The organism is Nocardia vaccinii NBRC 15922 (assembly GCF_001613305.1).
GTDB classification, from domain to species: Bacteria; Actinomycetota; Actinomycetes; order Mycobacteriales; family Mycobacteriaceae; genus Nocardia; species Nocardia vaccinii.
Map to the genome: position 1 here is coordinate 330,882 of NZ_BDCC01000009.1, position 23,688 is coordinate 354,569.

General features: G+C 67.9%; 24 protein-coding genes. 15 read left to right on the plus strand and 9 right to left on the minus strand.

Annotated elements, in window-relative coordinates:
* Positions 1 to 103 precede the first annotated feature (103 nt).
* Positions 104 to 1,741, plus strand: a complete 1,638-nt coding sequence (gene pgi / locus NV1_RS06170; RefSeq protein WP_067886338.1) for a glucose-6-phosphate isomerase — start codon at positions 104 to 106, stop codon at positions 1,739 to 1,741.
* A 161-nt stretch (positions 1,742 to 1,902) separates the two neighbouring features.
* Here pgi and NV1_RS06175 read toward each other — a convergent pair whose 3' ends face one another.
* Entirely contained in the window at positions 1,903 to 3,525 is a 1,623-nt protein-coding gene (locus NV1_RS06175) for an acyl-CoA dehydrogenase family protein (RefSeq protein ID WP_067886340.1), read from the minus strand.
* A 9-nt stretch (positions 3,526 to 3,534) separates the two neighbouring features.
* Positions 3,535 to 4,215 (minus strand): TetR/AcrR family transcriptional regulator, encoded by a 681-nt coding sequence (locus NV1_RS06180; RefSeq protein ID WP_084525130.1) that lies wholly within the window; start codon positions 4,213 to 4,215, stop codon positions 3,535 to 3,537.
* A 116-nt stretch (positions 4,216 to 4,331) separates the two neighbouring features.
* Between NV1_RS06180 and NV1_RS06185 the strand changes: the two genes are divergently transcribed.
* Both NV1_RS06185 and NV1_RS06190 read left to right on the plus strand, forming a co-directional pair.
* Complete coding sequence (locus NV1_RS06185; RefSeq protein WP_067886344.1) at positions 4,332 to 5,093, plus strand: crotonase/enoyl-CoA hydratase family protein; 762 nt, start codon at positions 4,332 to 4,334, stop codon at positions 5,091 to 5,093.
* A 53-nt stretch (positions 5,094 to 5,146) separates the two neighbouring features.
* A complete protein-coding gene (locus NV1_RS06190; protein WP_067886737.1) occupies positions 5,147 to 6,388 on the plus strand; it encodes a hypothetical protein in 1,242 nt (413 codons plus the stop codon).
* A gap of 26 nt (positions 6,389 to 6,414) precedes the next feature.
* Here the strand turns inward: NV1_RS06190 and NV1_RS06195 are convergent, their stop codons facing one another.
* Positions 6,415 to 7,086 carry a pyridoxamine 5'-phosphate oxidase family protein gene (locus NV1_RS06195; protein WP_067886346.1) on the minus strand — a complete coding sequence of 224 codons (672 nt, stop codon included), beginning with the start codon at positions 7,084 to 7,086 and terminating at the stop codon, positions 6,415 to 6,417.
* Positions 7,087 to 7,121: 35 nt separating this feature from the next.
* Here NV1_RS06195 and pdxR point away from each other — a divergent pair, with 35 nt between their 5' ends.
* From pdxR to NV1_RS06210, 3 genes are all read left to right on the plus strand, one after another.
* On the plus strand, positions 7,122 to 8,528 hold the full coding sequence (gene pdxR / locus NV1_RS06200) for a MocR-like pyridoxine biosynthesis transcription factor PdxR (protein WP_245713577.1): 1,407 nt from the start codon (positions 7,122 to 7,124) through the stop codon (positions 8,526 to 8,528).
* A 179-nt stretch (positions 8,529 to 8,707) separates the two neighbouring features.
* Positions 8,708 to 8,953 carry a DUF2630 family protein gene (locus NV1_RS06205; protein WP_067886350.1) on the plus strand — a complete coding sequence of 82 codons (246 nt, stop codon included), beginning with the start codon at positions 8,708 to 8,710 and terminating at the stop codon, positions 8,951 to 8,953.
* Positions 8,954 to 8,970: 17 nt separating this feature from the next.
* Positions 8,971 to 10,470 (plus strand): carboxylesterase/lipase family protein, encoded by a 1,500-nt coding sequence (locus tag NV1_RS06210; RefSeq protein WP_067886352.1) that lies wholly within the window; start codon positions 8,971 to 8,973, stop codon positions 10,468 to 10,470.
* Positions 10,471 to 10,474: 4 nt separating this feature from the next.
* On the opposite strand, the gene NV1_RS06215 is transcribed toward NV1_RS06210, so the two are convergent.
* Entirely contained in the window at positions 10,475 to 11,062 is a 588-nt protein-coding gene (locus NV1_RS06215) for a TetR/AcrR family transcriptional regulator (protein ID WP_067886354.1), read from the minus strand.
* An 81-nt stretch (positions 11,063 to 11,143) separates the two neighbouring features.
* On the opposite strand from NV1_RS06215, the gene NV1_RS06220 reads away from it, so the two are divergent.
* Positions 11,144 to 11,995: a class I SAM-dependent methyltransferase gene (locus tag NV1_RS06220; protein ID WP_067886355.1), complete on the plus strand. Its 852-nt coding sequence runs from the start codon at positions 11,144 to 11,146 to the stop codon at positions 11,993 to 11,995.
* Between the two features lie 448 nt (positions 11,996 to 12,443).
* A complete protein-coding gene (locus NV1_RS06225) occupies positions 12,444 to 13,292 on the plus strand; it encodes a glycoside hydrolase domain-containing protein (RefSeq protein ID WP_067886357.1) in 849 nt (282 codons plus the stop codon).
* 13 nt (positions 13,293 to 13,305) lie between these two features.
* On the opposite strand, the gene NV1_RS06230 is transcribed toward NV1_RS06225, so the two are convergent.
* A complete protein-coding gene (locus tag NV1_RS06230) occupies positions 13,306 to 14,172 on the minus strand; it encodes an Fpg/Nei family DNA glycosylase (protein WP_067886359.1) in 867 nt (288 codons plus the stop codon).
* Positions 14,173 to 14,467: 295 nt separating this feature from the next.
* Complete coding sequence (gene cobF / locus NV1_RS06235; RefSeq protein ID WP_067886361.1) at positions 14,468 to 15,217, minus strand: precorrin-6A synthase (deacetylating); 750 nt, start codon at positions 15,215 to 15,217, stop codon at positions 14,468 to 14,470.
* Positions 15,218 to 15,338: 121 nt separating this feature from the next.
* Here cobF and NV1_RS06240 point away from each other — a divergent pair, with 121 nt between their 5' ends.
* From NV1_RS06240 to NV1_RS06270, 7 genes are all read left to right on the plus strand, one after another.
* Positions 15,339 to 16,184 (plus strand): thymidylate synthase, encoded by an 846-nt coding sequence (locus NV1_RS06240; protein WP_067886362.1) that lies wholly within the window; start codon positions 15,339 to 15,341, stop codon positions 16,182 to 16,184.
* Positions 16,181 to 16,705: a dihydrofolate reductase gene (locus NV1_RS06245; RefSeq protein ID WP_067886364.1), complete on the plus strand. Its 525-nt coding sequence runs from the start codon at positions 16,181 to 16,183 to the stop codon at positions 16,703 to 16,705. The genes NV1_RS06240 and NV1_RS06245 overlap by 4 nt, the downstream gene beginning before the upstream one ends.
* An 88-nt stretch (positions 16,706 to 16,793) precedes the next feature.
* On the plus strand, positions 16,794 to 17,120 hold the full coding sequence (locus tag NV1_RS06250) for a cupin domain-containing protein (RefSeq protein ID WP_067886366.1): 327 nt from the start codon (positions 16,794 to 16,796) through the stop codon (positions 17,118 to 17,120).
* Positions 17,121 to 17,176: 56 nt separating this feature from the next.
* Positions 17,177 to 18,193 carry a Dyp-type peroxidase gene (locus tag NV1_RS06255; protein ID WP_067886368.1) on the plus strand — a complete coding sequence of 339 codons (1,017 nt, stop codon included), beginning with the start codon at positions 17,177 to 17,179 and terminating at the stop codon, positions 18,191 to 18,193.
* A gap of 61 nt (positions 18,194 to 18,254) precedes the next feature.
* Positions 18,255 to 19,055, plus strand: a complete 801-nt coding sequence (locus tag NV1_RS06260) for a family 1 encapsulin nanocompartment shell protein (protein ID WP_067886370.1) — start codon at positions 18,255 to 18,257, stop codon at positions 19,053 to 19,055.
* Between the two features lie 73 nt (positions 19,056 to 19,128).
* Positions 19,129 to 19,656, plus strand: coding sequence for a hypothetical protein (locus NV1_RS06265; protein WP_067886372.1), 528 nt, complete (start codon positions 19,129 to 19,131; stop codon positions 19,654 to 19,656).
* Between the two features lie 24 nt (positions 19,657 to 19,680).
* Complete coding sequence (locus tag NV1_RS06270) at positions 19,681 to 20,079, plus strand: NUDIX hydrolase (RefSeq protein WP_067886740.1); 399 nt, start codon at positions 19,681 to 19,683, stop codon at positions 20,077 to 20,079.
* A 61-nt stretch (positions 20,080 to 20,140) separates the two neighbouring features.
* Here the strand turns inward: NV1_RS06270 and NV1_RS06275 are convergent, their stop codons facing one another.
* The 3 genes from NV1_RS06275 to NV1_RS06285 all read right to left on the minus strand — a co-directional run bounded on the left by NV1_RS06275 (position 20,141) and on the right by NV1_RS06285 (position 23,563).
* Positions 20,141 to 21,970, minus strand: coding sequence for an MFS transporter (locus NV1_RS06275; protein ID WP_067886375.1), 1,830 nt, complete (start codon positions 21,968 to 21,970; stop codon positions 20,141 to 20,143).
* 101 nt (positions 21,971 to 22,071) lie between these two features.
* On the minus strand, positions 22,072 to 22,446 hold the full coding sequence (locus NV1_RS06280) for a hypothetical protein (protein ID WP_067886377.1): 375 nt from the start codon (positions 22,444 to 22,446) through the stop codon (positions 22,072 to 22,074).
* 517 nt (positions 22,447 to 22,963) lie between these two features.
* Complete coding sequence (locus tag NV1_RS06285; RefSeq protein WP_245713578.1) at positions 22,964 to 23,563, minus strand: Uma2 family endonuclease; 600 nt, start codon at positions 23,561 to 23,563, stop codon at positions 22,964 to 22,966.
* Positions 23,564 to 23,688 lie beyond the last annotated feature (125 nt).

The following is a 23,688-nucleotide window of genomic DNA, read 5'->3' on the forward strand; positions in this document are numbered from 1 at the left end:
GGCGAACTGATCGATCGCACGGCCGCGGCGCACCCGTCGCCGCGGCCGGCGACATCGGTTGCATTGCCGACATGCACGCGGGACTGGCGGTAATGTCGGATCGGTGAGCAGCGACATCACCGCGACGGCGGCCTGGCGGAAACTGCGGGAACACTATTCGGCGATCGCCGACCGGACGCTGCGCGAACTCTTCGCCGAAGATCCGCGGCGCGGCCACGAACTGACGGTTCGGATCGCCGATCTGCACATCGACTACAGCAAGCATCGTGTGACCCGCGAAACCCTCGATCTCCTGGTCGGATTGGCCGAGGCCGCCGGTGTGGCGCAGCGACGCGACGCGATGTTCCGCGGCGAGCACATCAACACCTCCGAGGATCGCGCGGTGGGACATATCGCACTGCGCCTGCCGCCGGGGGCATCGCTGACCATCGATGGCGAGGATGCGGGCGCACAGGTGCACGAAGTTCTGCGTGCCATGGGCGATTTCACCGATGAGCTGCGATCCGGGCAGTGGCGCGGCGCGACCGGCGAACGCATCACGACGGTGGTGAACATCGGCATCGGCGGCTCCGATCTGGGGCCGGTGATGGTGTACCAGGCATTGCGGCACTACGTCGACGCCGGAATCTCGGCACGCTTCGTCTCCAATGTCGACCCCGCCGATCTGACCGCGAAACTCGACGGCCTCGATCCGGCATCGACGCTGTTCATCATTGCCTCCAAGACCTTTTCGACGCTCGAGACGCTCACCAACGCGACCGCCGCGCGCCGCTGGCTGGTGGATGCGCTGGGCGAGGACGCGGTCGCCAAACACTTCGTGGCCGTGTCCACCAATGCCGAGCGGGTGGCCGCGTTCGGCATCGACACCGCCAATATGTTCGGCTTCTGGGATTGGGTCGGCGGCCGCTACTCGGTCGATTCGGCGATCGGTCTGGCGGTGATGGCGACGATCGGGCGTGCGCGGTTCGCGGAGTTCCTGGCCGGAATGCACAGTGTCGACCAGCATTTCGCGCAGACGCCGCTGGCGGAGAACGCGCCGGTGCTGCTGGCGTTGCTCGGCGTGTGGTACTCGAATTTCTTCGGCGCACAGTCCCGGGCGGTGTTGCCGTACTCGAACGATCTGGCCCGTTTTCCGGCCTATCTGCAGCAGCTGACCATGGAGTCCAACGGCAAATCCGTTCGCGCCGACGGCTCCCCGGTCACTACCTCCACCGGTGAGGTCTTCTGGGGTGAGCCGGGTACGAACGGGCAGCACGCCTTCTACCAGCTGCTGCATCAGGGCACCCGGCTGATTCCGGCCGATTTCATCGGATTCGCCCGGCCCACCGACGATCTGCCGACCCGCGACGGCACCGGCAGCATGCACGACATCCTGATGAGCAACCTGTTCGCGCAGACGAAGGTGCTGGCGTTCGGCAAGACCGCCGAGGAGATCGCCGCCGAAGGCACCGACCCGGATGTGGTGCCGCACAAGGTGATGCCCGGCAATCGCCCCACCACCGCCATCCTCGCCCCCGAGCTGACCCCCTCGGTTCTGGGGCAGCTCATCGCCCTCTACGAACATCAGGTCTTCGTGGAAGGCACCATCTGGGGTATCGACAGTTTCGACCAGTGGGGCGTGGAACTGGGCAAACAGCAGGCCCTCGAACTGGCCCCGCTGCTCACCTCCTCCGAAGATCCCGCCTCCCAAGGCGACTCGTCCACCGACGCCCTCATCAGCTGGTACCGCGAGCACCGCTGAGACCGATCACATACGCGCCGGACCGGGAAATGCGCCCTGCTCGTTCGGCCTTCCGGTGACGTTGTCGTCATGGCGGTTTCGCGGTTCCGGCTGCTGGACGACCGGCTCGCGGCCCGGCAGAGGACTCGTGATGTGAGGGGCCGGGCGGATCGACCCCGCGGTCAGTCCACGTAGGCGCGTTCCAGGATGGCCGAGGTATCCACGCCAGTGGGCAGAGTGCCGAAGGCAATACCCCAGTCGCCGCCGAATCTGCTCGCGCAGAAGGCGTCCGCGACCGCGGCATGGCCGTGACGGACCAGTTGCGCGCCCTGCAGCACCAGTGCCATCAGCTCGACCACCCGGCGGGCGCGATATTCGATATCGCCGAGGTCGGTGAGTTCCTTGCCGATTCGATCGATCGCGTCGTCGAGATGGTGGTTCGCGCCGCGAGCCAGCGAAACCTCGTTGAAATACGCCTCCACGCTCTCGGGCTGACGGCCCATGGCGCGCAACGCATCCAGCGCGGCGACATTGCCCGAACCCTCCCAGATCGACATCAACGGAGACTCGCGGAACAGCCGGGGCATGCCCGATTCCTCGACATATCCGTTGCCGCCCAGGCATTCCAGCGCCTCCGCGGCGTGCACGGGGGCGCGCTTGCACACCCAGTACTTGGTGACCGCGAGGGCGATCCGGCGCAGCGCGGCCTCGGCCGGATCGCCTCCGGCGCGATCGGTGGCCCCGGCCAGGCGCATCATCACGGTGGTCGCGGCGTCGGATTCGATCACCAGATCGGCCAGGACATTCCGCATGGCGGGTTGATCGATCAGCTTGGCGCCGAACACTTCCCGGTGCCGCGCGTGGTGCACCGCCTGGACGAGCCCGGCGCGCATTCCGGTTGCCGAGCCGATCACACAGTCCAGCCTGGTCATATTGACCATCTCGATGATGGTCTTGACGCCCGCGCCCTCCCGGCCGACCAGCCAGCCGACGGCGTTCTCGTATTCGATCTCGGACGAGGCGTTGGACTTGTTGCCCAATTTGTCCTTGAGGCGTTGCAGGCGAAGGGCATTGCGGCTGCCGTCGGGAAGTACGCGCGGCAGCAGGAAGCAGGACAGTCCGTCCGGCGCCTGGGCCAGGGTGAGGAACATATCCGACATCGGCGCGGAGGTGAACCACTTGTGCCCGACGATGCGGTAGGAGCCGTCGGATTGCGGTGTGGCGGTGGTGGTGTTCGCGCGGACGTCCGAGCCGCCCTGTTTCTCCGTCATCGACATTCCGGCGATCAGACCGGCCTTGCCGGACGGCTCGCGCAGCCCGAAATCGTAAGTGCGCGAACCCAGCAGCGGCTCGTACCGGGCGGCCAGCTCTGGATTGTGCCGCAGCGCGGGCACGATCGCGTAGGTCATCGAGATCGGGCACATGTGACCGGCATCGGCCATCCCCCAGGTGTAGAACTTGGCCGCACGGGCGGTGTGCGCGCCCGGACGCTCATCCAGCCAGGGCGAGCCGTGCAGGCCGTGCGCCACCGCGACGTCCATCAGCCGGTGCCAGTACGGGTGGAACTCCACCTCGTCGATCCGGTTGCCGTAGCGGTCGTGCGTATGCAGCACCGGCGGGTACTCGTTGGCCACCCGGCCCCATTCCTGGGCCTCGAACCCGCCTGCGAGCGCGCCCAATTCGCGCACCTCGGGCTCCGCCCAGCCCGCACCCTCGCGGTGCAGGCCCTCGATCAGCGCCGGATTGCGCGAGTTGTCGAACGGAACGATATTCGGAACCTGGTTGAACACCTCGTGGGTGGGCATGCGGAACTCCTATTCGGGCGACGCCGGGGCTCGGTCGTCGCGGGTCTGCGGGGTGCGGGCATCCGGATGCGCACCGCCCACACCACGGACGTCTGCGAATCCCAACGCGCGCAGGGCGAAATCCACGAGTTCGGGAATCACGGACTCGCTCTGCCGCGCCTCGCCGAGCGGGCCGACCAGCACCTCGCCGATGGCTCCGACCAGGGCTGCGGCGCTGATCCGCGGATTCTGGGGCGGCAACCGGCCTCCGGCCACGCCCTCGGCGACGGCGGTTTCGTAGATCTCGGCGAAGGCGCGACGGAAACGCAGCCGCTCGGCGTCGACGACCGTATCCACCGGTTCGGCGAGCAGGACGTAGGCCAGCTTCGGGTTCTTCAACGCGCGACCGGCGAAGGTCTCCACGGATGCGGTGACGCGCTCGACCACATCCCCGGACCCGGCCGCACCCGCCTGCGCGACGGCGGCCACCTCACGCGCCACGACCTCGCGGAACACCGCGGTGACCAATTCGGACTTGCCGCTGAAGTGCTTGTACACGGTGCCCGTGGCCACTCCTGCCTCGGCTGCGACCGCCGCCATCGACAGCCCGGCGAAACCCTCGCGGGAGAGCACCCGCGTGGTCGCGTGCACGATCACGCCCGCCTGTTTGTCGAGACGGGCCTGCACAGCGGGGGTTCTGCGGTAGGCCACGCAAGAAGTGAATCATAAATTCATTTCTTGACGCAAGCCCCGAGCGGAGACGTATCGTCGGGTATCGGCAACGGACCAGCGCCACCCGCGGGTACGACCAACAGCGAGGAGCAGATGTGAGCGTCCGAATCGAGCGCAGCGGCCCGGTGTTCACCGTCGTCCTGGATCGGCCGGAGGCGCGCAACGCGGTCGACGGCCCCACGGCGAACGCCCTGGCGGATGCGTTCCGGGAGTTCGACGCCGATCCGGCGGCGGCCGTCGCGGTGCTGTGGGGCGCGGGCGGAACCTTCTGCGCCGGGGCAGATCTCAAGGGTCTGGGCACCGAGCGATCCAATCGCGTCGCGGAGGACGGCGACGGGCCGATGGGCCCGACCCGGATGCGCCTGTCCAAACCGGTGATCGCAGCGGTCGCGGGGTACGCGGTGGCCGGCGGACTCGAGCTGGCCCTGTGGTGCGATCTGCGAATCGCCGAGCAGGACAGCACCTTCGGCGTATTCTGCCGCCGCTGGGGCGTTCCGCTCATCGACGGCGGCACGGTCCGGTTGCCCCGCATCGTCGGCGAGGGCCGCGCCATGGACATGATCCTCACCGGCCGTGCCGTCGGCGCCACCGAGGCGTTGCAGATGGGCTTGGCGAACCGTGTCGTGGCGAATGGCGAATCACGCTCTGCCGCAGAGGATCTCGCCCGGGAGCTGGCCGCCCTCCCGCAGACCTGCCTGCGTTCGGACCGCATGTCCGTGCTCGAACAGCAGGGCCTGGACGAGGCCGCGGGTATCGCCAACGAATTGCGCCACGGCATGAACGCCCTGTCCGACGGCGCGCTCGCGGGTGCACAGCGCTTCGCCTCCGGCGCGGGCCGCCACGGCAGCCCTGCCTGATCTCGCCATTCCCCCGGGGAACCCGCGACGTGGGGCGATGGCACGATGACGACATGCCTGCCGATCAGCCCCCGACGAGCCGGCTCGGCGTCGTCGACGAGATCTTCCTGCGCACCCATCGAGGTATGGGCACTCCGATCGCACTGCAGGGGCTGTGGCGGATCGCCGATCGGGTCCCACCGGAGGCGCTGGAGCAGGTGCATGCCGCACTGTGCACGGGTTCGCTGGGGCGCCGGGTGGTACGAGCGCGGATTCCGGGCGCGCGGCCGTATTGGCGGGCGAATATCAGCGCCCATCCGCTCCGGATCACAGAGCGGGTGCTGCGCGCGGACGAGTTGCTCGGCTGGGCCGATGCCCAGGGCTTCGATCTCGACCCGGAATACGGTCCCGGCTGGCGGCTGGCCGCGGCGGCGCTCGAGGACGGGGGTTCGATCGTCGCGCTGACCTGCTCACACGTCCTGGCCGACGGGCGCGGGCTGGCCATCGCGGTCGATCAGGCGCTCTCGGGCACTGCGGCGGCGGAAATCGTTACGCCGCGGTCGGATTGGTGGGACGCGCGGCGACAGTGGAGCATCGTCCTGGGCGGTACCGCGCGGGCGTTGCGGCGCGGCGTGCCGGAACGCCCGGCCACCTCTGCGAATCGTTCGGGCATCGCCCGAACATACGGTGTCGTACTGGAGATTCCGGTGCCGGACTGGGAGACGGCCGTGGCCTCGCATGCGGCGACGGGTAACAGCCTGTTCGTCCATCTGGTCGCACGGATGTTGTGGGACAGCGGATTCGGCGAACCGGAGATCTCGGCCGGCATTCCGGTGGACACTCGCGGCGAACCGCGCGTCGACAACGACATGGCCATGACCGAGGTCACCGTCACCCGCTCGGACACTCCCGCATCCCTGCGCGAAAAGTGCCGTGCCGCATACGAACACCGCATGTCCAGCCCCGGCGGTCTGCCCGAGGAGATCCTCCAGGTGCTCCCGGCCCGCGCCGCGCACGCCCTGACCCGCGGAGCCGGGGAACGCGACATCCTGTGCTCCAATATCGGCCCCCTCCCCACCACCCTTTCCCACCTGGGCCCGCATCCGTGTCGCGGTGTAGCGGCCCGCGCCATCCACCCCGGCCTCACACCCCCGCTCCCCCGCACCCGGCTGTCCGCCTACCTCTCCCGCCTCGCCCACACCTACACCCTCGCCCTCACCTCCCTGGACCCCGACCACATCCAATCCGCCACGGCCCTACACGATCTCGCCAAGTCCACCCTCGCCGAGCACGGTCTGACCCCGACCTTCTGGTAAGCCGAGAACGATCGGCGACCGAACGACTACCCGAGGCGGGCAAGGACGTGCGGTGGGATCTCGATGCCGGGGGTGAGGTCGGCGGACGGGATGGGTGCGCCGAATGCGTGGCGGGTGGGCAGGACGCCCGCCCAGGTGTCGGCGGTGAGATCGGACTCGTCGTCGCCGGGGTCGCCGGTGCGGGTTTTGACCGAGGATTCGGTGAGGTCCAGGGCCAGTACGGTGGTGGCGGCCAACTCCTTCTCGGTGGGCGGGCGGGCGGAGTCCCAGGCGCCGGGAGCGGCGTGTTCGACGATCACGCGCAGCGCGTGCAGGCGGTGGTCGTGGCCGGTGACTACGACCGGACGGCCGTGTACCACCGCCGAACGGTAGTTCATCGAGAAGTGCATGGCCGAGCGCGCGTAGACGATGCCGTCGACCAGGGTGACCGCGACGGACACAGCACCCGTCATGGCCGCGCGGAGGTTACCCGCTCCGGTGGACCCGTGCAGGTAGAGGGTGTCTCCGTCGCGTCCGTAGATGGTGGGCAGCACGACCGGAGCGCCACGCATCAGCACGCCGAGATGGCAGATCGTGGCCGCGTCCAGAATCGCGTCCAGCGCGGCGCGGTCGGTGGCGTCACGCTGGCCCCGGTACCTGGTCAGAGTGCTGCGGGGCGTCGGCGAGAGCGGGGTTCGGGTGGCGACTGACTCGGTCATATTTTCCAGGCTCCCCGGCCCAGTGGCATTATCGAATGGCCAATTACGCACTGTTTCGAAAGACCACTTTCATGGGCCAGCCCGATCTGCCGCTCCTGGTCGACCGCACGTCGGCGACGCCGCTGGCCGTACAGATCGCCGACGGACTGCGCAACGCCGCCACCGCGGGCCGACTGCGCGGCGGCGACCGGCTACCCTCCTCCCGCGCGCTGGCCGGCCAACTCGGCGTCAGCCGCACGGTCGTCACCGCTGCCTACGACCAGTTGCACGCCGAGGGTTGGCTCAGCGGCCGCCACGGTTCGGGTACCTATCTCACGGCCTCACCCGCCGCCGCGCCGCCCGGCCACACCTTCGTCAGCGCCGAACATCCGGCCACGAATCTGCTCGACCTGGTCCCGGGTACGCCGTGCGTCGCGGCGATCGATCGGGCGGCCTGGCGGCGGGCGTGGCGCGCGGCCGGAGATCGAATTCCCGCCGCGCACAAGAACAGAGCGGGAGAACCCGACTACCGCGCGGCGGTCGCGGAACATCTGTTGCGACACCGCGGCCTGGACGCGGGCAGCGAGACCGTGGTCCTGGCGACCAATGGAACCGGTTCGGCCGTAAGCGAACTCGCCTCCGCGCTGCTGCGTCCCGGCGATGCGGTGGCCGTGGAGGAACCCGGCTATCTGCGCGCGGTCGGCGCGCTGCGAGCCGCGGGCATCCGGGTGATCCCGGTCCCACTCGACGCCGGCGGACTGCGGGTGGACCTGATCCCGCCGGACGTCCGCGCCGTGTATTGCACGCCGGCACACCAGTTTCCGCTCGGCGCGCGAATGCCCGCGGCTCGCCGCGTTGCCCTGGTCGACTTCGCCCGCCGCACCGGCGCCCTGGTGATCGAGGACGACTACGACGGCGAACTGCGCTACGACACCGCCCCGCTCCCCCTGCTGGCCACCCTGGCCCCCGATGTGGTGATCCACCTGGGCACCACATCGAAGATCCTGTCGACCACCCTGGGCGTGGGCTGGTTGGTCGCGAATCCCGATATCGCGAACGCCCTGGTGGCACATCGTGAATGGACCGGCACGCATCCGGCGCCCGCCGGACAGCGGGTCCTCGTGGAACTGGCCCGCCACGGCGACCTGGCCCGCCACCTGCGTCGCCTCCGCCGCGAGATGCCGCCCCGGCGAGCGCTTCTGGTGGACGAACTGCGCGGTCACGGCCTGGAGGTCGTCGGCGACGACGCGGGGTCCCACGTCACCGTGCCGCTGCCCAGCGCCGCCCACGAGGAACGCGCCGTCGGCGCGGCCCGCTCCCACGGAGTCCTGCTCGACGGCCTGGCCCGGCATCACAGCGGCCCGCCCCGGGAATTCGGCATCCCCCTCGGCTACGCCGCCCTCGCACCCGCCGACCTGGCCACCGCGGCCCGGATTGCCGCCCGTTGCCTGGCCGGCCGGTGAGCTCGCCCCGTTCGAATTTCAGGATCACCACCCCTGCCCGCTCCGGCAACGCCGGGGCCAGCCCGGGTAAACTCTGCCCCGACCGCATTGCCTTCCCGCTGTGCACATCCGACAGCTCGGTGAGCGGCAAGCGGCCGCGGCCCCACCACAGCCACGCAGCGGCCACTAGACTCGATCTCATGTCCGAACATGATGTCCTCGCGCGAATCACCGAACTGGTGGATCGGGAGCATCAGCTCCGGTCCAAGGCGGAACAGGGCACGCTCGGTCAGGAGGCCGAACGGGCGCAATTGGCCGAGCTGGAGGTGCAGCTCGACCAGTGCTGGGATCTGCTGCGGCAGCGGCGAGCCCGGAGAGATCAGGGCGGCGATCCGAACGATGCCCAGGTCAACCCGGCCAAGCAGGTCGAAGGATACCTGCAGTAACAGTTACCATCGTCATCATGGCAGAGATTTCCACTGCGGAAGGCGTGGTTCGCGGCCATCGCGGCCGTCACGTCGTGCGCTGGCGTTCGATTCCCTATGCGGCCGCACCGGTCGGCGAGCTGCGGTTCCGGGCTCCGCAACCGCTGCAGCCGTGGCAGGGGGTGCGCGAGGCCACCGAATTCGCATTCGCGGCGATGCAGCATCGCTCGGGTGCACGGATCGGCCCGCGAACCACGCAGCTGACCGCCGAGGACTGCCTGACGCTGAACGTGGTCGCCCCGGCGGAGCCGTCCACGACTCCGCGGCCGGTCATGGTGTTCATCCACGGTGGCGCGTATCTGATCGGGACCTCGGCACTGAGCCTGTATTCGGGCACCCGCCTGGCGACTCGCGGTGATGTCGTAGTCGTATCCATCAACTATCGTCTCGGCGCGTTCGGCTACGTCGATTTCAGCGAATTCTCCACGCCCGAACGACCTTTCGAATCGAATCTGGGCCTGCGCGACCAGGTGGCGGCGCTCGAGTGGGTGCAGCGCAATATCGCCGCATTCGGCGGAGATCCGGACAACGTCACCGTATTCGGCGAGTCCGCGGGCGCGCACGCGGTGCTGTCGCTGTTGGCCACACCGGCCGCGCGTGGACTGTTCCATCGCGGGATCGCCCAGAGCGCACCCGCCGACTGGGCGATGACCGCGGAACAGGCCCGGCGGTTCGGCCGCAGCTGTATCGAAAAGCTCGGCGCCACACCGGAAAACGCGGCGAAGATGCTGGTCGAGGCCAGTCCGAACGAGATCCGCAAGGCGGTGGAATCCCGGCTGAACAAGTGGTCGCGGGAATATCCGGGCACCTTCGCCGTATCCCCGGTCGTGGATGGCGACTATCTGCCCGAGGCGCCGATCGATGCGATCGTGAACGGCACGGCTCACCCGCTGCCGCTGATCATCGGCACGAACCGCAACGAGGCGACGTTGTTCGCCCGGTTCGATGACACCCTGCCCACCACGCAGGAGCGCATGCGCAAGGTGCTGGCCGGTTCCGAGGGCGCCGAAGCCCGTATCGCCGCGGCGTATCCCGGCTATCCAGCGGCGAAGCCTGCCGTGCGGGCAGGCGGTGACTTCGTGTTCTGGCGGCCCTCGCTCGAGGTCATGGCAGGGCACAGCCGACACGCGCCGACCTACGCCTATCGTTTGGACTTCGCACCGCGGGCGGTCCGGTTGGCCGGTTTCGGCGCGACGCACGCGCTGGACCTGATCCCCGTCTTCGGCGGCGTGGATTCCGTGATCGGCCGGGCACTCACAGCCGCGGGCGGGCGCAAGGGTTTCCTCGCGGTGCAACGCGAATTCCAGGACAACTGGCTGGCGTTCGCGCGCACCGGCGCCCCGCTGCCGTCCTGGCCCGAGTACAGCGAACAGCGACGCATCACCCGCGTCATCGACTCGCCGCCGCGCCTCGAGGTCGATCCGGAGAAGTCCAAACGCCTTGCCTGGGAAGGGATTCGCGTCTCGACCGGATATTGAGCGGCTAGCCCGCCAGTACTCCGGCCAGGACCGTGGCCACCATCTTCGCCAGCTCCGCGGACTCCGGTGGCGCGGTTCGATCGGCGAAGCGCAGATGTCCCGCACCGACCAATGTCGGTGCGAGCGTATCGATATCGGCGTCGGCGGTGATGCGCCCGAGTTCACGCTCGCGGCGCAGATAGATCGCGATCATCGCACCGGCCTCGCGCAGCAGCGGTATTCCGGCCGGCTGGGAGCGGCGCAGCCGGGCGCGCAGTTCGTCGCGGAAGATGACGAGGCTGACGATCGAGACGGCGACGGTGCCGAACAGATCCGTCAGTGCGGCGCTGAGGTTCCCGACGACCGTTCCGGTCCCGGCGGATTCCTCCAGCGCGTTCGCCTGCGCACCGAGCCTCGCGATGCGGTCCCGGACGAGCTCGGCCAGGAATTCGTCGAAATCGGTGAAGTGCCGGTGCAGTACACCCTTCGCGCAGCCCGCCTCCGTGGTGACCGCGCGGCTGGTCAGCGCGTCGGGACCGTCTCGTAGCAGGATGCGCTCGGCCGCGCCGAACAATTGCTCCCGCACATCACGCAGGGCCACTCCCGTGGGCAACGGCGCTCCTTCCGCTCAGGGCGAACACGATCGGCCACCCGGACGATTGTTGAGTGGGCATGCGCCCACTACTGTGGGCGCATGCCCACTTTACCTTCCGGACAGCCAGGAGCCCGTCCCGCACGGGCCGAGACCCCCTCGGCGAACAACCCACACGAGGCCCGCGCCATGGCCGAATCCTTCGGCGTGGACACCGCCCGCTACGACCGCGCCCGCCCGGCCTATCCGGCGGAGCTGATCGAGCGGATCCGCGCGGCGGCGCCGGGCGGTGAGATCCTCGACGTCGGCACCGGAACAGGCATCGTCGCGCGACAGTTCCGGGCACTCGGCTGCACGGTGCTCGGGGTGGAACCCGATGCGCGAATGGCCGAATTCGCGCGGGGTACCGGGATCGCGACCCAGGTGGCCACCTTCGAGACCTGGGAATCGGGTGATCGGCGATTCGACGCGGTGGTTTCGGGGACAGCGTGGCACTGGGTCGATCCGGTCGCCGGAGCCGCGCAGGCCGGACGCGTGCTGCGCCCCGGCGGTCTGCTCGCACCGTTCAACCATGTCTTCGAGTTGCCGCCCGAGCTGGCCGAGCGAGTGCACGCCGTCTATCGGCGGGTGATACCCGACTCGCCGTTCGCCGATCAGCCGCCCCGCCCGGCCCTCGACGTCTACCGGGCATTCTTCGACAAGGCTGCCGACGGTATTCGTGCGAGCGGCGCGTTCGAGGAACCGGAACGGTGGCAGTTCGAGTGGCAGCGCGGCTACACCCGCGACGAATGGCTCGACCAGTTGCCGACGACGGGCCTGTTCACCCGGCTCGAACCGGATCGTCTCGCCGAGATCCTGGCAGGTGTGGGCGCGGCGATCGATGACCTGGGCGGTAGTTTCACGATGTCGTACACAACCGTTGCCACCGCCGCGCGAAAGCCGGGCGCACTATAGGATCATTTGCGCCGCAACATTTTTCGGCGATACCAGTCCGGGATATACGTCGCTGCAACCGCTTTGCCGGGCCGCGTCGAACCGGACGCCCGTTTTTTCCGACGCCGCCGCCCCGGGGGAGCAGCAAGGGCCATTGCGCCGGTTTTGCTTGCTCGTTGCGCCGCACTCTGCGAAGATTGAAGGGTTAGGTTCGCGTACTGTCTCTCGATTCCATTGGAAGACTGAGGAATTCGTATGCACGCCAATTCATTCGCGCCATGGGCCCGCGGCGGGTTTGCCGCTCATCCATCCCGGTGCCGACGTCGTCGGCACAGACCTTCAATGTCGTCGCACGTAAAGCACACGCCCGGAAGGTAATCGAGGCATCCGCCCCGACCGCACGCGCATATTCTCGCGGCGACTACGGTCCGTCGCCGATCACCAATATCCTCAATCGGGGAGGAATGACATGGCCAATGGTCTGGATTATGCCGGAGGAATTCCCGGAGGTGCGGCGATAGCTGCCGCCGGATATCGATTCGTGTGCCGATATCTCGCCTCGGGCGGTTCCGGTCTGCCGGCGAAACTGCTGACTCCGGCCGAAGCAGATGATCTGCGCGCCAACGGTATCGATATCGTCTCCAATTGGGAGACCGATGCCGAGGCGATGCTGAACGGATACGATGCCGGACGAGCCGATGCCCAGGCGGCACTGAATCAGGCACTCGCCTGTGGCGGTTCCGCGGATCGCCCGATCTATTTCTCCGCCGACTTCGACGCCACGCCCGAACAACAGGCCCCGATCAACGCCTACCTGCAAGGCGCGGCAACGGTTCTCGGCACGAACTACGTGGGCATCTACGGCGGTTACTGGCCCGTCTCGCGGGCACTGGACGCGGGCGTGGCCACCTGGGCGTGGCAGACCCAGGCATGGAGCGGCGGAAATCAGGATCCGCGCATCAACATCCTGCAGAACGTCTCACTCGGCTACGCCTATGTCAACGGCGTCGAATGCGATATCGATCAAGCCCTGACCGACGATTTCGGCCAATGGAGTCTAGGAGGAGATATGCAATTGAGCGACACCATCACCGACGCGTACGGAAATCGGGTTTCCGTCGGCGATGCCTTCAAATGGCTGCTCTACCACACGGATCTGACCGTCGACCAGATCGGCGGTCCGGGCACTCGCAACGACATGCCGGCAATATTCGCCGGATGGCCGCAATTGAACGGCAGGACGATCGTGGACGCGCTCGCGGAAATCGGTGCGCACCTGGGCCTTGCGGGCTATCAGCCGCCCACGCGGGGAACGTGAAATTTCGTGCGGCTCATTTCAGCAGTCGCGACATGCGCCGATCGGCGAGAATCTTGCCGCCGGTCTGACAGGTCGGGCAGTACTGGAACGACTTGTCCGCGTATGCGACCTCGCGCACCGTGTCACCGCAGACCGGACAGGGCAGCCCGGTGCGGGCGTGTACACGCAGCCCGGACCGTTTCTCACCCTTGAGTTTCGCCGCCTCCTGACCTACCGAACGGTCGATGGCGCCGATGAGGATCTCGCGCATCGCCGCGTACAGCCGCTCGGCCTCCTCGGGGGTCAGGCGGTTGGCGGTGGCGAACGGGGAAAGTTTCGCCGCATGCAGGATCTCGTCGGAATAGGCATTGCCGACGCCGGCGATCACCGCCTGATCGGCCAGCACGGTCTTGAGTCGCTGCGCGGTGCCGTGCAGCAGGTCGGCGAACTGTTCGCCGGTGACCTCCAGCGCGTCCGGACCCAAACGGGCGATCCCGGGAACACTCCGCGGATCCTCGACGATCCAGACGGCGAGGCGCTTCTTGGTGCCCGCCTCGGTCAGATCGAACGCCGGGGTCGCACCCTCCGGAGTGAACAGATGCACCCGCAGCGCCAGCGGCCCCTTGCCTTGCTTCGGCGGGGTACGGCCCGGTTCGTCGATCCAGCGCAGCCAACCGCCGCGCGACAGATGGGTGATCAACCACAGCCCGCCGCACTCGAGGCCCAGATGTTTGCCCCAATGCCCCGCCCCGGTGACATCACGACCGGACAGCGCGGTGATCGGCGGATCGAACGTCTTGAGCACGCTCAGCGCCGCGACATCGATCCGCCCCACCACCGCGCCCACCGCATGCTCGGCCAGGAACCGCTCGAGCGCCACGATCTCCGGTAATTCGGGCACCTGTGCAGACTACCGGCGAGCACCGACAATCCCGGCCCGAAATCCCGCCCGCCCGTCGCCGAGCCGATTGACGCGGCGACGCGTCGTCGCACGACAGGCCGGGCGGCGAACTCCGACCGGAATCGATCGGCACTCACGAACCGCGCCCTCGAGAGCGGCCGGTTCCGTAGCCGGAAGCCATGCAGGTCGCGTACAACGACCTCGCAGTCGAGTCGCGCCGGCTGCCTGCGCCGGAATCGTTGCTCACCGCGATACCCGGCGACGACATTTCGTCCGAACGCAGAACGCGTATTGCTCAGCCGACCTCGCGGCGCAACAGGTAGATATCCATGATCCAGCCCTTCGCCTCGCGAAGTTCGCTGCGGCGCTGGAGAATTCGTGATTCCACCGCGCGCAGTGGACCCTCCGCGAGTTCCTCGTCGGGCATGCCCAGATACGCGCCCCACCAGATGTGCACATCGTCACCGGGGATTCCGGTGAACGAGGTCTCGCCGTCGAGCATGACCACCGTGGGCACACCGGGCGCCAACCCCTCCTCGCGCAGGCGACGCCCGGTGGTGATGTGTACCGGCTCGCCGATCTCGTGCAGCACGATCCGATGCCGCGCGGCCAGGGCCTGTGCGCTGGTCACCCCCGGAATCACCTCGTAATCCAGCGGCGTGACGGCGTCGACCCGCTCGATCATCCGCAACGTGCTGTCGTACAGCGCGGGATCACCCCACACCAGGATCGCCCCGACACCGTCGTGCCCGGCGAACGCCTCGCCCAGCAGCGCCGCCCGCCGCTCGTGCCAATCCCGCACGACATCGCGGTATTCCCCGTCCGCGACGGTGCGCTCACGCGGCGGATCGGCGATCTCCACGATCCGATACGCCCGATCCATATGCTCGGCCAGGATCGCGGTCCGCACCTCGACCAGCTCGCGCTTGGTCTCCCCCTTGCCGATGACGTAGAACACCTCGGCCCGGCGCATGGCCTTGACCGCCTGCACCGTCACCTGCTCCGGATCGCCGGCCCCGATCCCGATCACATAAAGCTTCCGCACACGCGCAAGCTTGCCAAACCGCCCCGGCCCGCAACCTCCCGGTGGACGGTGCGGGCGGGCCCGGGCCCGGGCGGCAGACCGTCCCGTCGACGGCCGCACGGAACTGCGTAAGCTGCCAGGTATGGACGACTCGCGGCTCGCCACGGTGCCGGACACGGTCTCGGGCGGCGTTCCCGATACCCAGTACGAGGATCTGCTGCGCCTGGTACTCACTTCGGGAACCGCGAAATCCGATCGCACCGGCACCGGCACGCGCAGTCTGTTCGGCCATCAGCTGCGGTATGACCTGTCGGCGTCGTTCCCGCTGATCACCACGAAGAAGGTGCATCTGAAGTCGATCGTCTACGAGCTGCTGTGGTTCCTGCGCGGCGATTCGAACGTGGGTTGGCTGCACGAGCACGGGGTGAGCATCTGGGACGAATGGGCCGATGCGAAGGGTGAGCTGGGCCCGGTCTACGGGGTGCAATGGCGGTCCTGGCCCACGCCCGACGGCTCGCAGATCGACCAGATCGCCGAGGTCCTGCACACCCTGCGGACCAATCCCGACTCGCGGCGGATGATCGTCTCGGCATGGAACGTCGCCGATCTGGACCGGATGGCGCTGGCCCCCTGCCACGCGCTGTTCCAGTTCTACGTCGCGGACGGCAAGCTGTCCTGTCAGCTGTATCAGCGCAGCGCGGATTTGTTCCTGGGCGTGCCGTTCAACATCGCGAGCTACGCCCTGCTCACCCTGATGGTCGCCCAGCAGACCGAGCTGGCCCCCGGCGAATTCATCTGGACCGGCGGGGACTGCCACATCTATGACAACCACGTCGAGCAGGTGCGCGAGCAGCTCGGGCGGGAGCCTTACCCGTTCCCGCAGTTACATCTGCGCCCCGCGCCGTCGCTGTTCGACTACGAGTACTCCGATGTGGAAGTGGTCGGATACCGGCACCATCCGGCGATCAAAGCGCCGGTCGCGGTATGACGCATGTCGGGCTGATCTGGGCGCAGGCCAGGAACGGCGTGATCGGCCGGGACAATACGATCCCCTGGCACATACCCGAGGATATGGCCCACTTCCGCGAGGTCACCGGCGGACATCCGGTGGTGATGGGGCGCCGCACCTGGGATTCGCTGCCGGAGCGCTTCCGCCCGCTGCCCGGGCGGCGCAATATCGTCGTCACCCGGCAGCCGGACTGGTCCGCCGCCGGAGCCGAGCACACCGATTCGCTGGAGCAGGCGCTACGGGCATCCGGAACGGACCCGCTCTGGGTGATGGGTGGCAGCGAAATCTACCGTGCCGCAATGCAATACGCGACCGAACTGATGGTCACCGAGGTGGACGCGGAGATCGACGGCGATACCTACGCGCCCGCCATCGGACCGGAATGGATCGTGCGGGACGGGCCGTGGGAGCAATCCAGGACCGGTTTGCGCTACCGCGTCCGGCACTACACCAGGCGCGCGGGGTCGCAGATCCCGTCCGAACATCGAATTGCAATGTGAAACAGGACGTTATCGCCCGGCGCCTGCGGCATACTCACGACTATTCAGCCCGTGACAACTCGCACGGCACAGGCGTGAAAGGCTGTTCATGGACAAGAAATCGCTGACCGCAGTGGCCCGCCAGCAGCTCAAGTTGGCTGCGGCCAATACCAGTGGGCGCAGTTCCCAGACCCTCTGCGGCGGCCACACCCATTCGCTGCGACAGACCGTCATCGCGCTGACCGCGGGACAGAGCCTGGCCGAGCACGACAATCTCGGCGAGGCCACACTGCAGGTGCTGTCCGGGACGCTCACTCTGTTCAGCGGCGCCAACGAGTGGAAGGGCTCGCCGGGCGATCTGCTGATCGTGCCCGCCGCGCGGCACAGCGTGTCCGCGGTCGAGGATGTCGCTTTCCTGCTGACAGTCGCGAAATAGCGAGGGCGCGGACCCATTCCGCACACTTGTCGGCGTGCCCCCGTACGCTGTCGATCATGAGTGAGTCGCAGCCGATCCTCGATCCGCTCAGTCCGGCCGCCCTCTTCCTGGTTTTCACCATCGACGACGGCGGCGAGAGCACCGTCCGGGATCTGCTCGCAGATCTGTCGGGGCTGCGGCGTTCGGTGGGCTTCCGCCTACCCGGGGCGAATCTGACCTGCATCGCCGGCATCGGTTCGGCGGCCTGGGACAGGCTGTTCGCCGGTCCGCGCCCGGCCGAACTGCACGAGTTCCCCGCCTACCGTGGTCCGAGACATTCGGCTCCGAGCACTCCCGGGGATCTGCTGTTCCACATCAAGGCCGAGGCCCAGGACGCCTGTTTCGAATTGGCGATGGTGATCGGCGACCGGTTGCGCGGTGCGGCCACGATCGTTGACGAGACGGTGGGATTCCGCTACTTCGAACAGCGCGATCTGCTCGGATTCGTGGACGGCACCGAGAATCCGGAGGGCGCGCTCGCGGCATCGACGGCGCTGATCGGTGATGCGGATCCGGCGTTCGCGGGCGGCAGTTACGTCATCGTGCAGAAGTATCTGCACGATCTGGAAACCTGGAACGCGCTGCCGGTGCACGAGCAGGAACTGGTGATCGGCCGGACCAAACTGGGCGACTACGAGCTGTCCGACGAGGACAAACCGGCGAATTCACATGTCGCGGTCAACACGGTGTACGACCAGGACGGTACGCAACTTCAGATTCTGCGCGCGAACATGCCCTTCGGCAGTGTGCGCGAGGGCGAATTCGGCACGTACTACGTCGCTTACGCGGCGACGCCGAGCGTCACCGAGCGCATGCTCGAGCGCATGTTCCTGGGCAGCGACGAGGCCCGCTACGACCGCATCCTGGATTTCTCCACAGCGGTCACCGGCACGCTGTTCTTCACCCCGACCGCGGATTTCCTGGACGATCTGCCCGACCCCGCGCCCGGGGAGTCCGCCGACGCGCCGAGGACCCCCGCGAGTTCCGGGGACGGCTCTCTCGGCATCGGCACATTGAAGAAGGGCCCGGCATGATCGGGTCGGGTACGCGAGCGGTCCGGCCCACGGGTCCGACCACGTCGAAAGGACTCCAGCGATGAACAATCTGCACCGCGAACTCGCTCCGATCACCTCCGAAGCGTGGTCGGCGATCGAGGAAGAGGCCACGCGCACGTTCAAGCGGCATATCGCCGGACGTCGCGTGGTCGACGTCTCCGGACCACACGGCAGCGAGTTCTCCGCGGTCGGTCTCGGCCGCACCAAACTCATCGATGCACCCGACGAGGGCATCGTGGCGCGGCAGCGGCAGGTCGCGCCGGTGGTGGAGTTGCGCGTGCCGTTCACCCTCTCCCGCGAGGAACTCGACAATGTCGAGCGCGGCGGGAAGGACACCGATCTGGACGCGGTCAAGGATGCCGCACGCAAGATCGCCTACGCCGAGGATCGCACGATCTTCGAAGGGTATGCGGCCGCGGGCATCACCGGAATCCGGGCGGCTTCCTCCAATACGCCGATCGCCCCGCCCGCCGATGCACGGCAGGCGCCGGAGGCGATCGCGCAGGCGGTGACCGAACTGCGCCTGGCCGGTGTGGACGGGCCGTATTCGGTTCTGCTGAATGCAGATCTGTACACCGCGGTCAGCGAGACCGCCGATCACGGCTATCCGATCCGCACCCATATCGAACGTCTCATCCCGGACGGCGACATCATCTGGGCCCCGGCCATCGACGGCGCGTTCCTGCTGACCACCCGCGGCGGGGACTTCGATCTGCAACTGGGACAGGATCTTTCGATCGGCTATCTGTCGCACGACGCGGAGACGGTGCAGCTGTACTTCCAGGAGAGCCTGACCTTCCTGGTGTACACCGCCGAGGCCGCGGTCGCGCTGCGCCCCTGAGTCGCGACACCTCGGCACCCCGGCCACACGACGCACGGTACGGTGCTGTCCTGGGTAGGAAGGACCGAGGGCGATGGTACGTGCGGGCGTGGTACCCGGGCAGCGGGCGCTGATCTACGGCACGCTGGGGGTGCTGGCGACAGCGCTGATCTGCGGAGCGACCGTGGCCGCATTCGGGGTGAACCGGGTGTTCACCGGACTGTTCGCAGGGCTCGCCGTCGGGATCGCGGTGCTGGTCGCGCTCTTCGGGCGCGATGTCGTCGTACTGACCGATCGGGCGATCTCCCGGCGCACTCCGCTGCGCGAGAGCGATATCGCCTGGGAGCGAGTGGTTGCCGGGCGATTCACCCTGGACGAGCGGGCGCGCTGGGCGCTGGCGCTGGACCTGTCCGGCGGTGACGAGCAGCACGGCGAGTTGGTGCTGCTGTCCATCCCGCCGGTGGTCCGCCCGGTCTCCAACGCCTATGAGCACCGCAAGCGCGAGCAGGTCGCGCAGATCCGGAAGATGTTGCGGCACAAGCAAGTTCCGGTGACAGTGCTGCCCGAGATCGCACACGCCCTGCACGAACACTGGAAGCTGGCGCCGCCCACCGCCCGCTGAGCACCGAAGACGAAGGTGGACACCATGATTCGCACCGCGGCGCTGGCGTACGTCCGCGATCGCCGCCTGCTGCAGGCACGTTCGGCGGGCAAGGACGTGTTCTACATGGCGGGCGGCAAGATCGATCCGGGCGAGACCCCGGTCCAGGCCCTGCATCGAGAGGTCCGCGAGGAACTCGGCGTCGAGGTCACCGAGTACGCCGAACTAGGCGTCTTCGAATGCGAGGCGTACGGCCATGCCCCCGGCACCGCACTGCACATGACCTGTTTCACCGCCGACCTCGCCGGCGACCCCCACCCCACCAGCGAAATCGCCGAACTCCGCTACTTCACCGTCGGCGAATACGCCGCCATGCCCCACGTCGCGCCGGGCTCGATGCTGATCTTCCGCCACTTGCACGAATTGAACCTCATCGATTGGTGAGGCAGCGCTACGGCAACACCGACCGAGCGGTAGGCAGGCCGTCGGCGTGGTCGAGATGCGTTCAGGTAGCCGGGCCTCCGGCCGCATCGGGCCGCGTACCGGACGTCGAATCAGACGCTGCCGTACCGTCCGAATCCCCTGCACCGTCGGCATTGCCGTTCGATGCTTCGCCAGTGCCGTTCGATGCTTCGGCAGTGCCGTTCGATGCTTCGGCAGTGCCGTTCGATGCTTCGCCAGGGGCGCCCGAAATTCCTCCGGCCGCGCCGTCGGGAACCCGGGCGTTCGTGGTTCTTCCCGCGCCGCCCGGAATGCGCGTGGCGGCGAAGAAGCCCAGGAGCAGGATCACGGCGGCGACCAAGAGCGCGGCTCGGGTGGCATCGGTGAAACCGCGGGCGAGGGCGTCGACGACGGCGGTGTCGGCGTGATGGGCGCGCAGGGCGGCGATCGCGCCACCGGCCGAGTCGCGGGTGGCGATGGTGATCTCGCGGGCCGCGCGAGGCGGCAGGCCGTGAATCGCGGACAGGCGATCGGGCAGCGCGTTGCCGAGCGAGAGGGACAGCGTGCCGCCGAGGATCGCCACGCCCAGTGACGCGCCGAAACCGACCAGTGTGGCCTGTGCGGCCCGGGCGCGGCGGTAACTGCGCGTGGGCAGGGTTCCGCCCAGCGTCAGGGCGGTGAGATGTGCGGCGGTCACCCCGAGTCCCACGCCGTAGCAGACCAGCAGAACCGCGATCCACCAGGGCGAGATGTGCGCGGTGATGAACAGCGCGGTGAGCGCGACGGCGACGGTCTGGATGGCCAGGCCCAGTCGCAGGATCCGCACCCGCCCCAGCTCGGCCGCGGGTCCGCGGGCGACGAGCGCGCCGAGCAACGCCGCCAACGCGGCCACCGCGACGACCAGGCCACCGCGTAGCGTGGACAAGCCCAGCACGTCGACCAGATACAGCGGCAGCACGAACAGCAGCCCGAATACGCTCAGCGCGCTCGCGAACGACGCCGCCACACCCCACCGGAACGCGGGCGAGCCGAACAACGAAAGATCCAGCAGCGCAGGGCGATTCACTGTCGCCCGATGATGTTCCCAGAGCAGTAACAGGGCCAGCAACACGAGTCCGAGCAGCAGCAGCACCGGCCCCGGCGAGGCCGCCGCGCGGGCCGACCAGTGCGTGCCGAACACCCCGAAGGTCCGCAGCGGCCGACCCCAGCCGTAGACGGCCCCCTCGATCAGCGCGAAAACGACGATCGCGAAACCCGCCGCGCAGAGCAGGAAGCCGTCCACGTCCATACCGCGATCCTCGGTGCGGACCTCGGGAACCACGGCGAGAATGCCGGCCAGCAGCACCGCGCCGATCGGCACGTTCACCAGGAAAATCCAGGGCCAGGTGAACGAGGTGGTCAGCCACCCGCCCAGCAGCGCGCCGAGTACCGCGACGCCGCCGAGTGCCATACCACCGGCGGTATGCGCGAGGGTGCGGTCGCGGCCACGGAACACCGCATCGATGGCGCTGAACACCCCCGCCGGAACACATGCCGCCCCGGCGCCCTGCACGATCCGGCCCCAGATCAGCAGGTTCGGATGATGTGCCGCCGCGGCGAGCAGACTGCCCGCGACGACCAGCACCACACCGATAGCCATGAGTGTGCGCATCCCCACCCGGTCGCCCACCCGCCCAGCGCTGATCAACAGTGCCGCGAACATCACCGAATAGGCGCTCAGCACCCATTGCGCGGCGGCGAACCCGAGACCCGTTCCGGCGATGACCGCCGGCAGCGACACGCCGATGATAGTGGCGTCGAATACCAGCGTGCCCGCAGCCAATGCGAGCACCCCCAGCGCCAACCACCGCGCTCTACCTCGCAGCGGTTCCGAATCGACCTCGGTGTCCGTCATGCGCCGCTCCCGCCGTCGCCCGACAACAGTCGAGGACTCAGTCTACGGGTCATTTGCCCAAAATTGGCTACGGCCCGATTCGGATTACCGGCGCAGGGCGCTCATCGGTCCGGTAGGTCGCCGGCAGCCAGCACCGCGTGCGCGACCGCCACGCCGTGTGCGGTGCCGCCGGTGCGGCCCGGACCACGCAGGCCGGTCCGTTGCAGGGCGTTGTCCAACCGCGCGGTCCATTGCGGATACAACGCGGTCAGGACGGTATGCGCGGCGACCGCCATGGCCGTCTCGGGCGCTGCTCCCGGCTCCGGAACCGGCGGCTCTGCCAGATAACTGGGATACGGGACCGAGGCGATACTGCGATACGCCTCGTACATGGCCAGATGGGTCATCGCGAGCGCACGCGCCACCCCGCCGACATCGACGTGCTCCGACCTGTCCGCCCCGAGCACTTGAAGGTTCCAATACAGGATCTGATCCACCGTCTGTTCCCTAGTTCGCTGGGCCGCGGGACAGGCCCGCCGCACTGTCGCGGCCCGACGGACAATCCGTCTTACCCCACGATCCACTGATCCCGCACGGAAATCGCCAGTACTGCACTACCCGTATCTTCGAGTGACGTCCACCACCCATCCGAGTACCAGCGGCTCACCGAATCGCCCCGAACCCAGTTGCTACACAACAGGTATCGCAATTTTGAAACCTGGTTGGCCGATACAGACCACCCGACGCGCGTTTGCGCGGCACCCCGGTCGGACGCGCGATCACGAACACCCACGCCGGCGGCAAGCACGCGGAATCGCCCACGACGCCGGTTCATACCCTCGGCCCGCACCCCCGGCGAGCCCACCGACCACGCGCCGGTGCAGGCCCGCGCGTCGTAGCCGACACGGGCACTGTCGCAGGTCGAACGTCAGCGCATCAAGTGGCCGATTCCGGGATGACCGCGACCGGAACATCCTCACCCAGACAGGTCGCCGGGACGCACCCGTCCGATCGTCAGCGCATCAGGGTGGCCGGATCCACGGTGAACTCGAATGGCGATTCGAGGGTCACCGACCGCCCAGCAGCAACTCGGTTGGTGAGCTGATATTCGCCGTCGCCGTCGCGAGTGTAGGCGAACAGAACCGGCAACTCCTCCCCCGGCAGGCGGCCCTTGAATGAGTTGATCTCGATACGCCAGTAGTTCGGAATGCCGGCCTCGGCATACATGACGGGTTTGACCATACGATCCTGCATGGTCGTTGAGGTCGAGACGATCTCGACAGCCAGGACCACCTGCTCGACCGGAACACCACGCTCGTCCTCGAGCACCGTGCCCTGCCCCGCGATCAGGTCCGGAATGGGCTCATCGTCACCAATGAAGATGCCGACGCCAGGCAACACCCAGAAGCCTTCCGGCACGATAGCCGACAACGCAATAAGCAATCGGCTCAACAGCTTCTGATGACGCGGCTTCGGTGCGGCATTCACGATGAGCTGCTCATTCAGTACCTCGTACCGCATTCCGTTCTCGGGTAGATGATCAAGGTCGGCGGCAGTCCATCGACCTGGTTTCGCTAGAAATTCCATCGATGACTCGGACAATGGCATCGCCATGAAACACCACCTCCGACCTAGCTGAGCTGGAAACGCCTGCTACTACCGTCGAATTCTAGACCATGTGGGGCCGGTCCCATTCGGTGAAGAGCGCCGGGTGCGGCACTCCCCACCGAGGGGTCGGC

Bases quoted from the DNA above. Each gene is read 5' to 3' on its own strand.
- NV1_RS06175 (WP_067886340.1), bottom strand. From the start codon at position 3,525: ATGCCCACCCACGAGGTGTTCAACCAGGTTCCGAATATCGTTCCGTTC.
- NV1_RS06195 (WP_067886346.1), bottom strand. From the start codon at position 7,086: ATGACCGAGTCAGTCGCCACCCGAACCCCGCTCTCGCCGACGCCCCGC.
- NV1_RS06225 (WP_067886357.1), top strand. From the start codon at position 12,444: ATGGCCAATGGTCTGGATTATGCCGGAGGAATTCCCGGAGGTGCGGCG.
- NV1_RS06190 (WP_067886737.1), top strand. From the start codon at position 5,147: ATGCCTGCCGATCAGCCCCCGACGAGCCGGCTCGGCGTCGTCGACGAG.
- NV1_RS06270 (WP_067886740.1), top strand. From the start codon at position 19,681: ATGATTCGCACCGCGGCGCTGGCGTACGTCCGCGATCGCCGCCTGCTG.
- NV1_RS06265 (WP_067886372.1), top strand. From the start codon at position 19,129: ATGGTACGTGCGGGCGTGGTACCCGGGCAGCGGGCGCTGATCTACGGC.
- NV1_RS06245 (WP_067886364.1), top strand. From the start codon at position 16,181: ATGACGCATGTCGGGCTGATCTGGGCGCAGGCCAGGAACGGCGTGATC.
- NV1_RS06240 (WP_067886362.1), top strand. From the start codon at position 15,339: ATGGACGACTCGCGGCTCGCCACGGTGCCGGACACGGTCTCGGGCGGC.
- NV1_RS06285 (WP_245713578.1), bottom strand. From the start codon at position 23,563: ATGGCGATGCCATTGTCCGAGTCATCGATGGAATTTCTAGCGAAACCA.
- NV1_RS06220 (WP_067886355.1), top strand. From the start codon at position 11,144: ATGCCCACTTTACCTTCCGGACAGCCAGGAGCCCGTCCCGCACGGGCC.
- NV1_RS06250 (WP_067886366.1), top strand. From the start codon at position 16,794: ATGGACAAGAAATCGCTGACCGCAGTGGCCCGCCAGCAGCTCAAGTTG.
- pdxR (WP_245713577.1), top strand. From the start codon at position 7,122: ATGGCCAATTACGCACTGTTTCGAAAGACCACTTTCATGGGCCAGCCC.
- NV1_RS06210 (WP_067886352.1), top strand. From the start codon at position 8,971: ATGGCAGAGATTTCCACTGCGGAAGGCGTGGTTCGCGGCCATCGCGGC.
- NV1_RS06205 (WP_067886350.1), top strand. From the start codon at position 8,708: ATGTCCGAACATGATGTCCTCGCGCGAATCACCGAACTGGTGGATCGG.
- NV1_RS06260 (WP_067886370.1), top strand. From the start codon at position 18,255: ATGAACAATCTGCACCGCGAACTCGCTCCGATCACCTCCGAAGCGTGG.
- NV1_RS06255 (WP_067886368.1), top strand. From the start codon at position 17,177: ATGAGTGAGTCGCAGCCGATCCTCGATCCGCTCAGTCCGGCCGCCCTC.
- NV1_RS06275 (WP_067886375.1), bottom strand. From the start codon at position 21,970: ATGACGGACACCGAGGTCGATTCGGAACCGCTGCGAGGTAGAGCGCGG.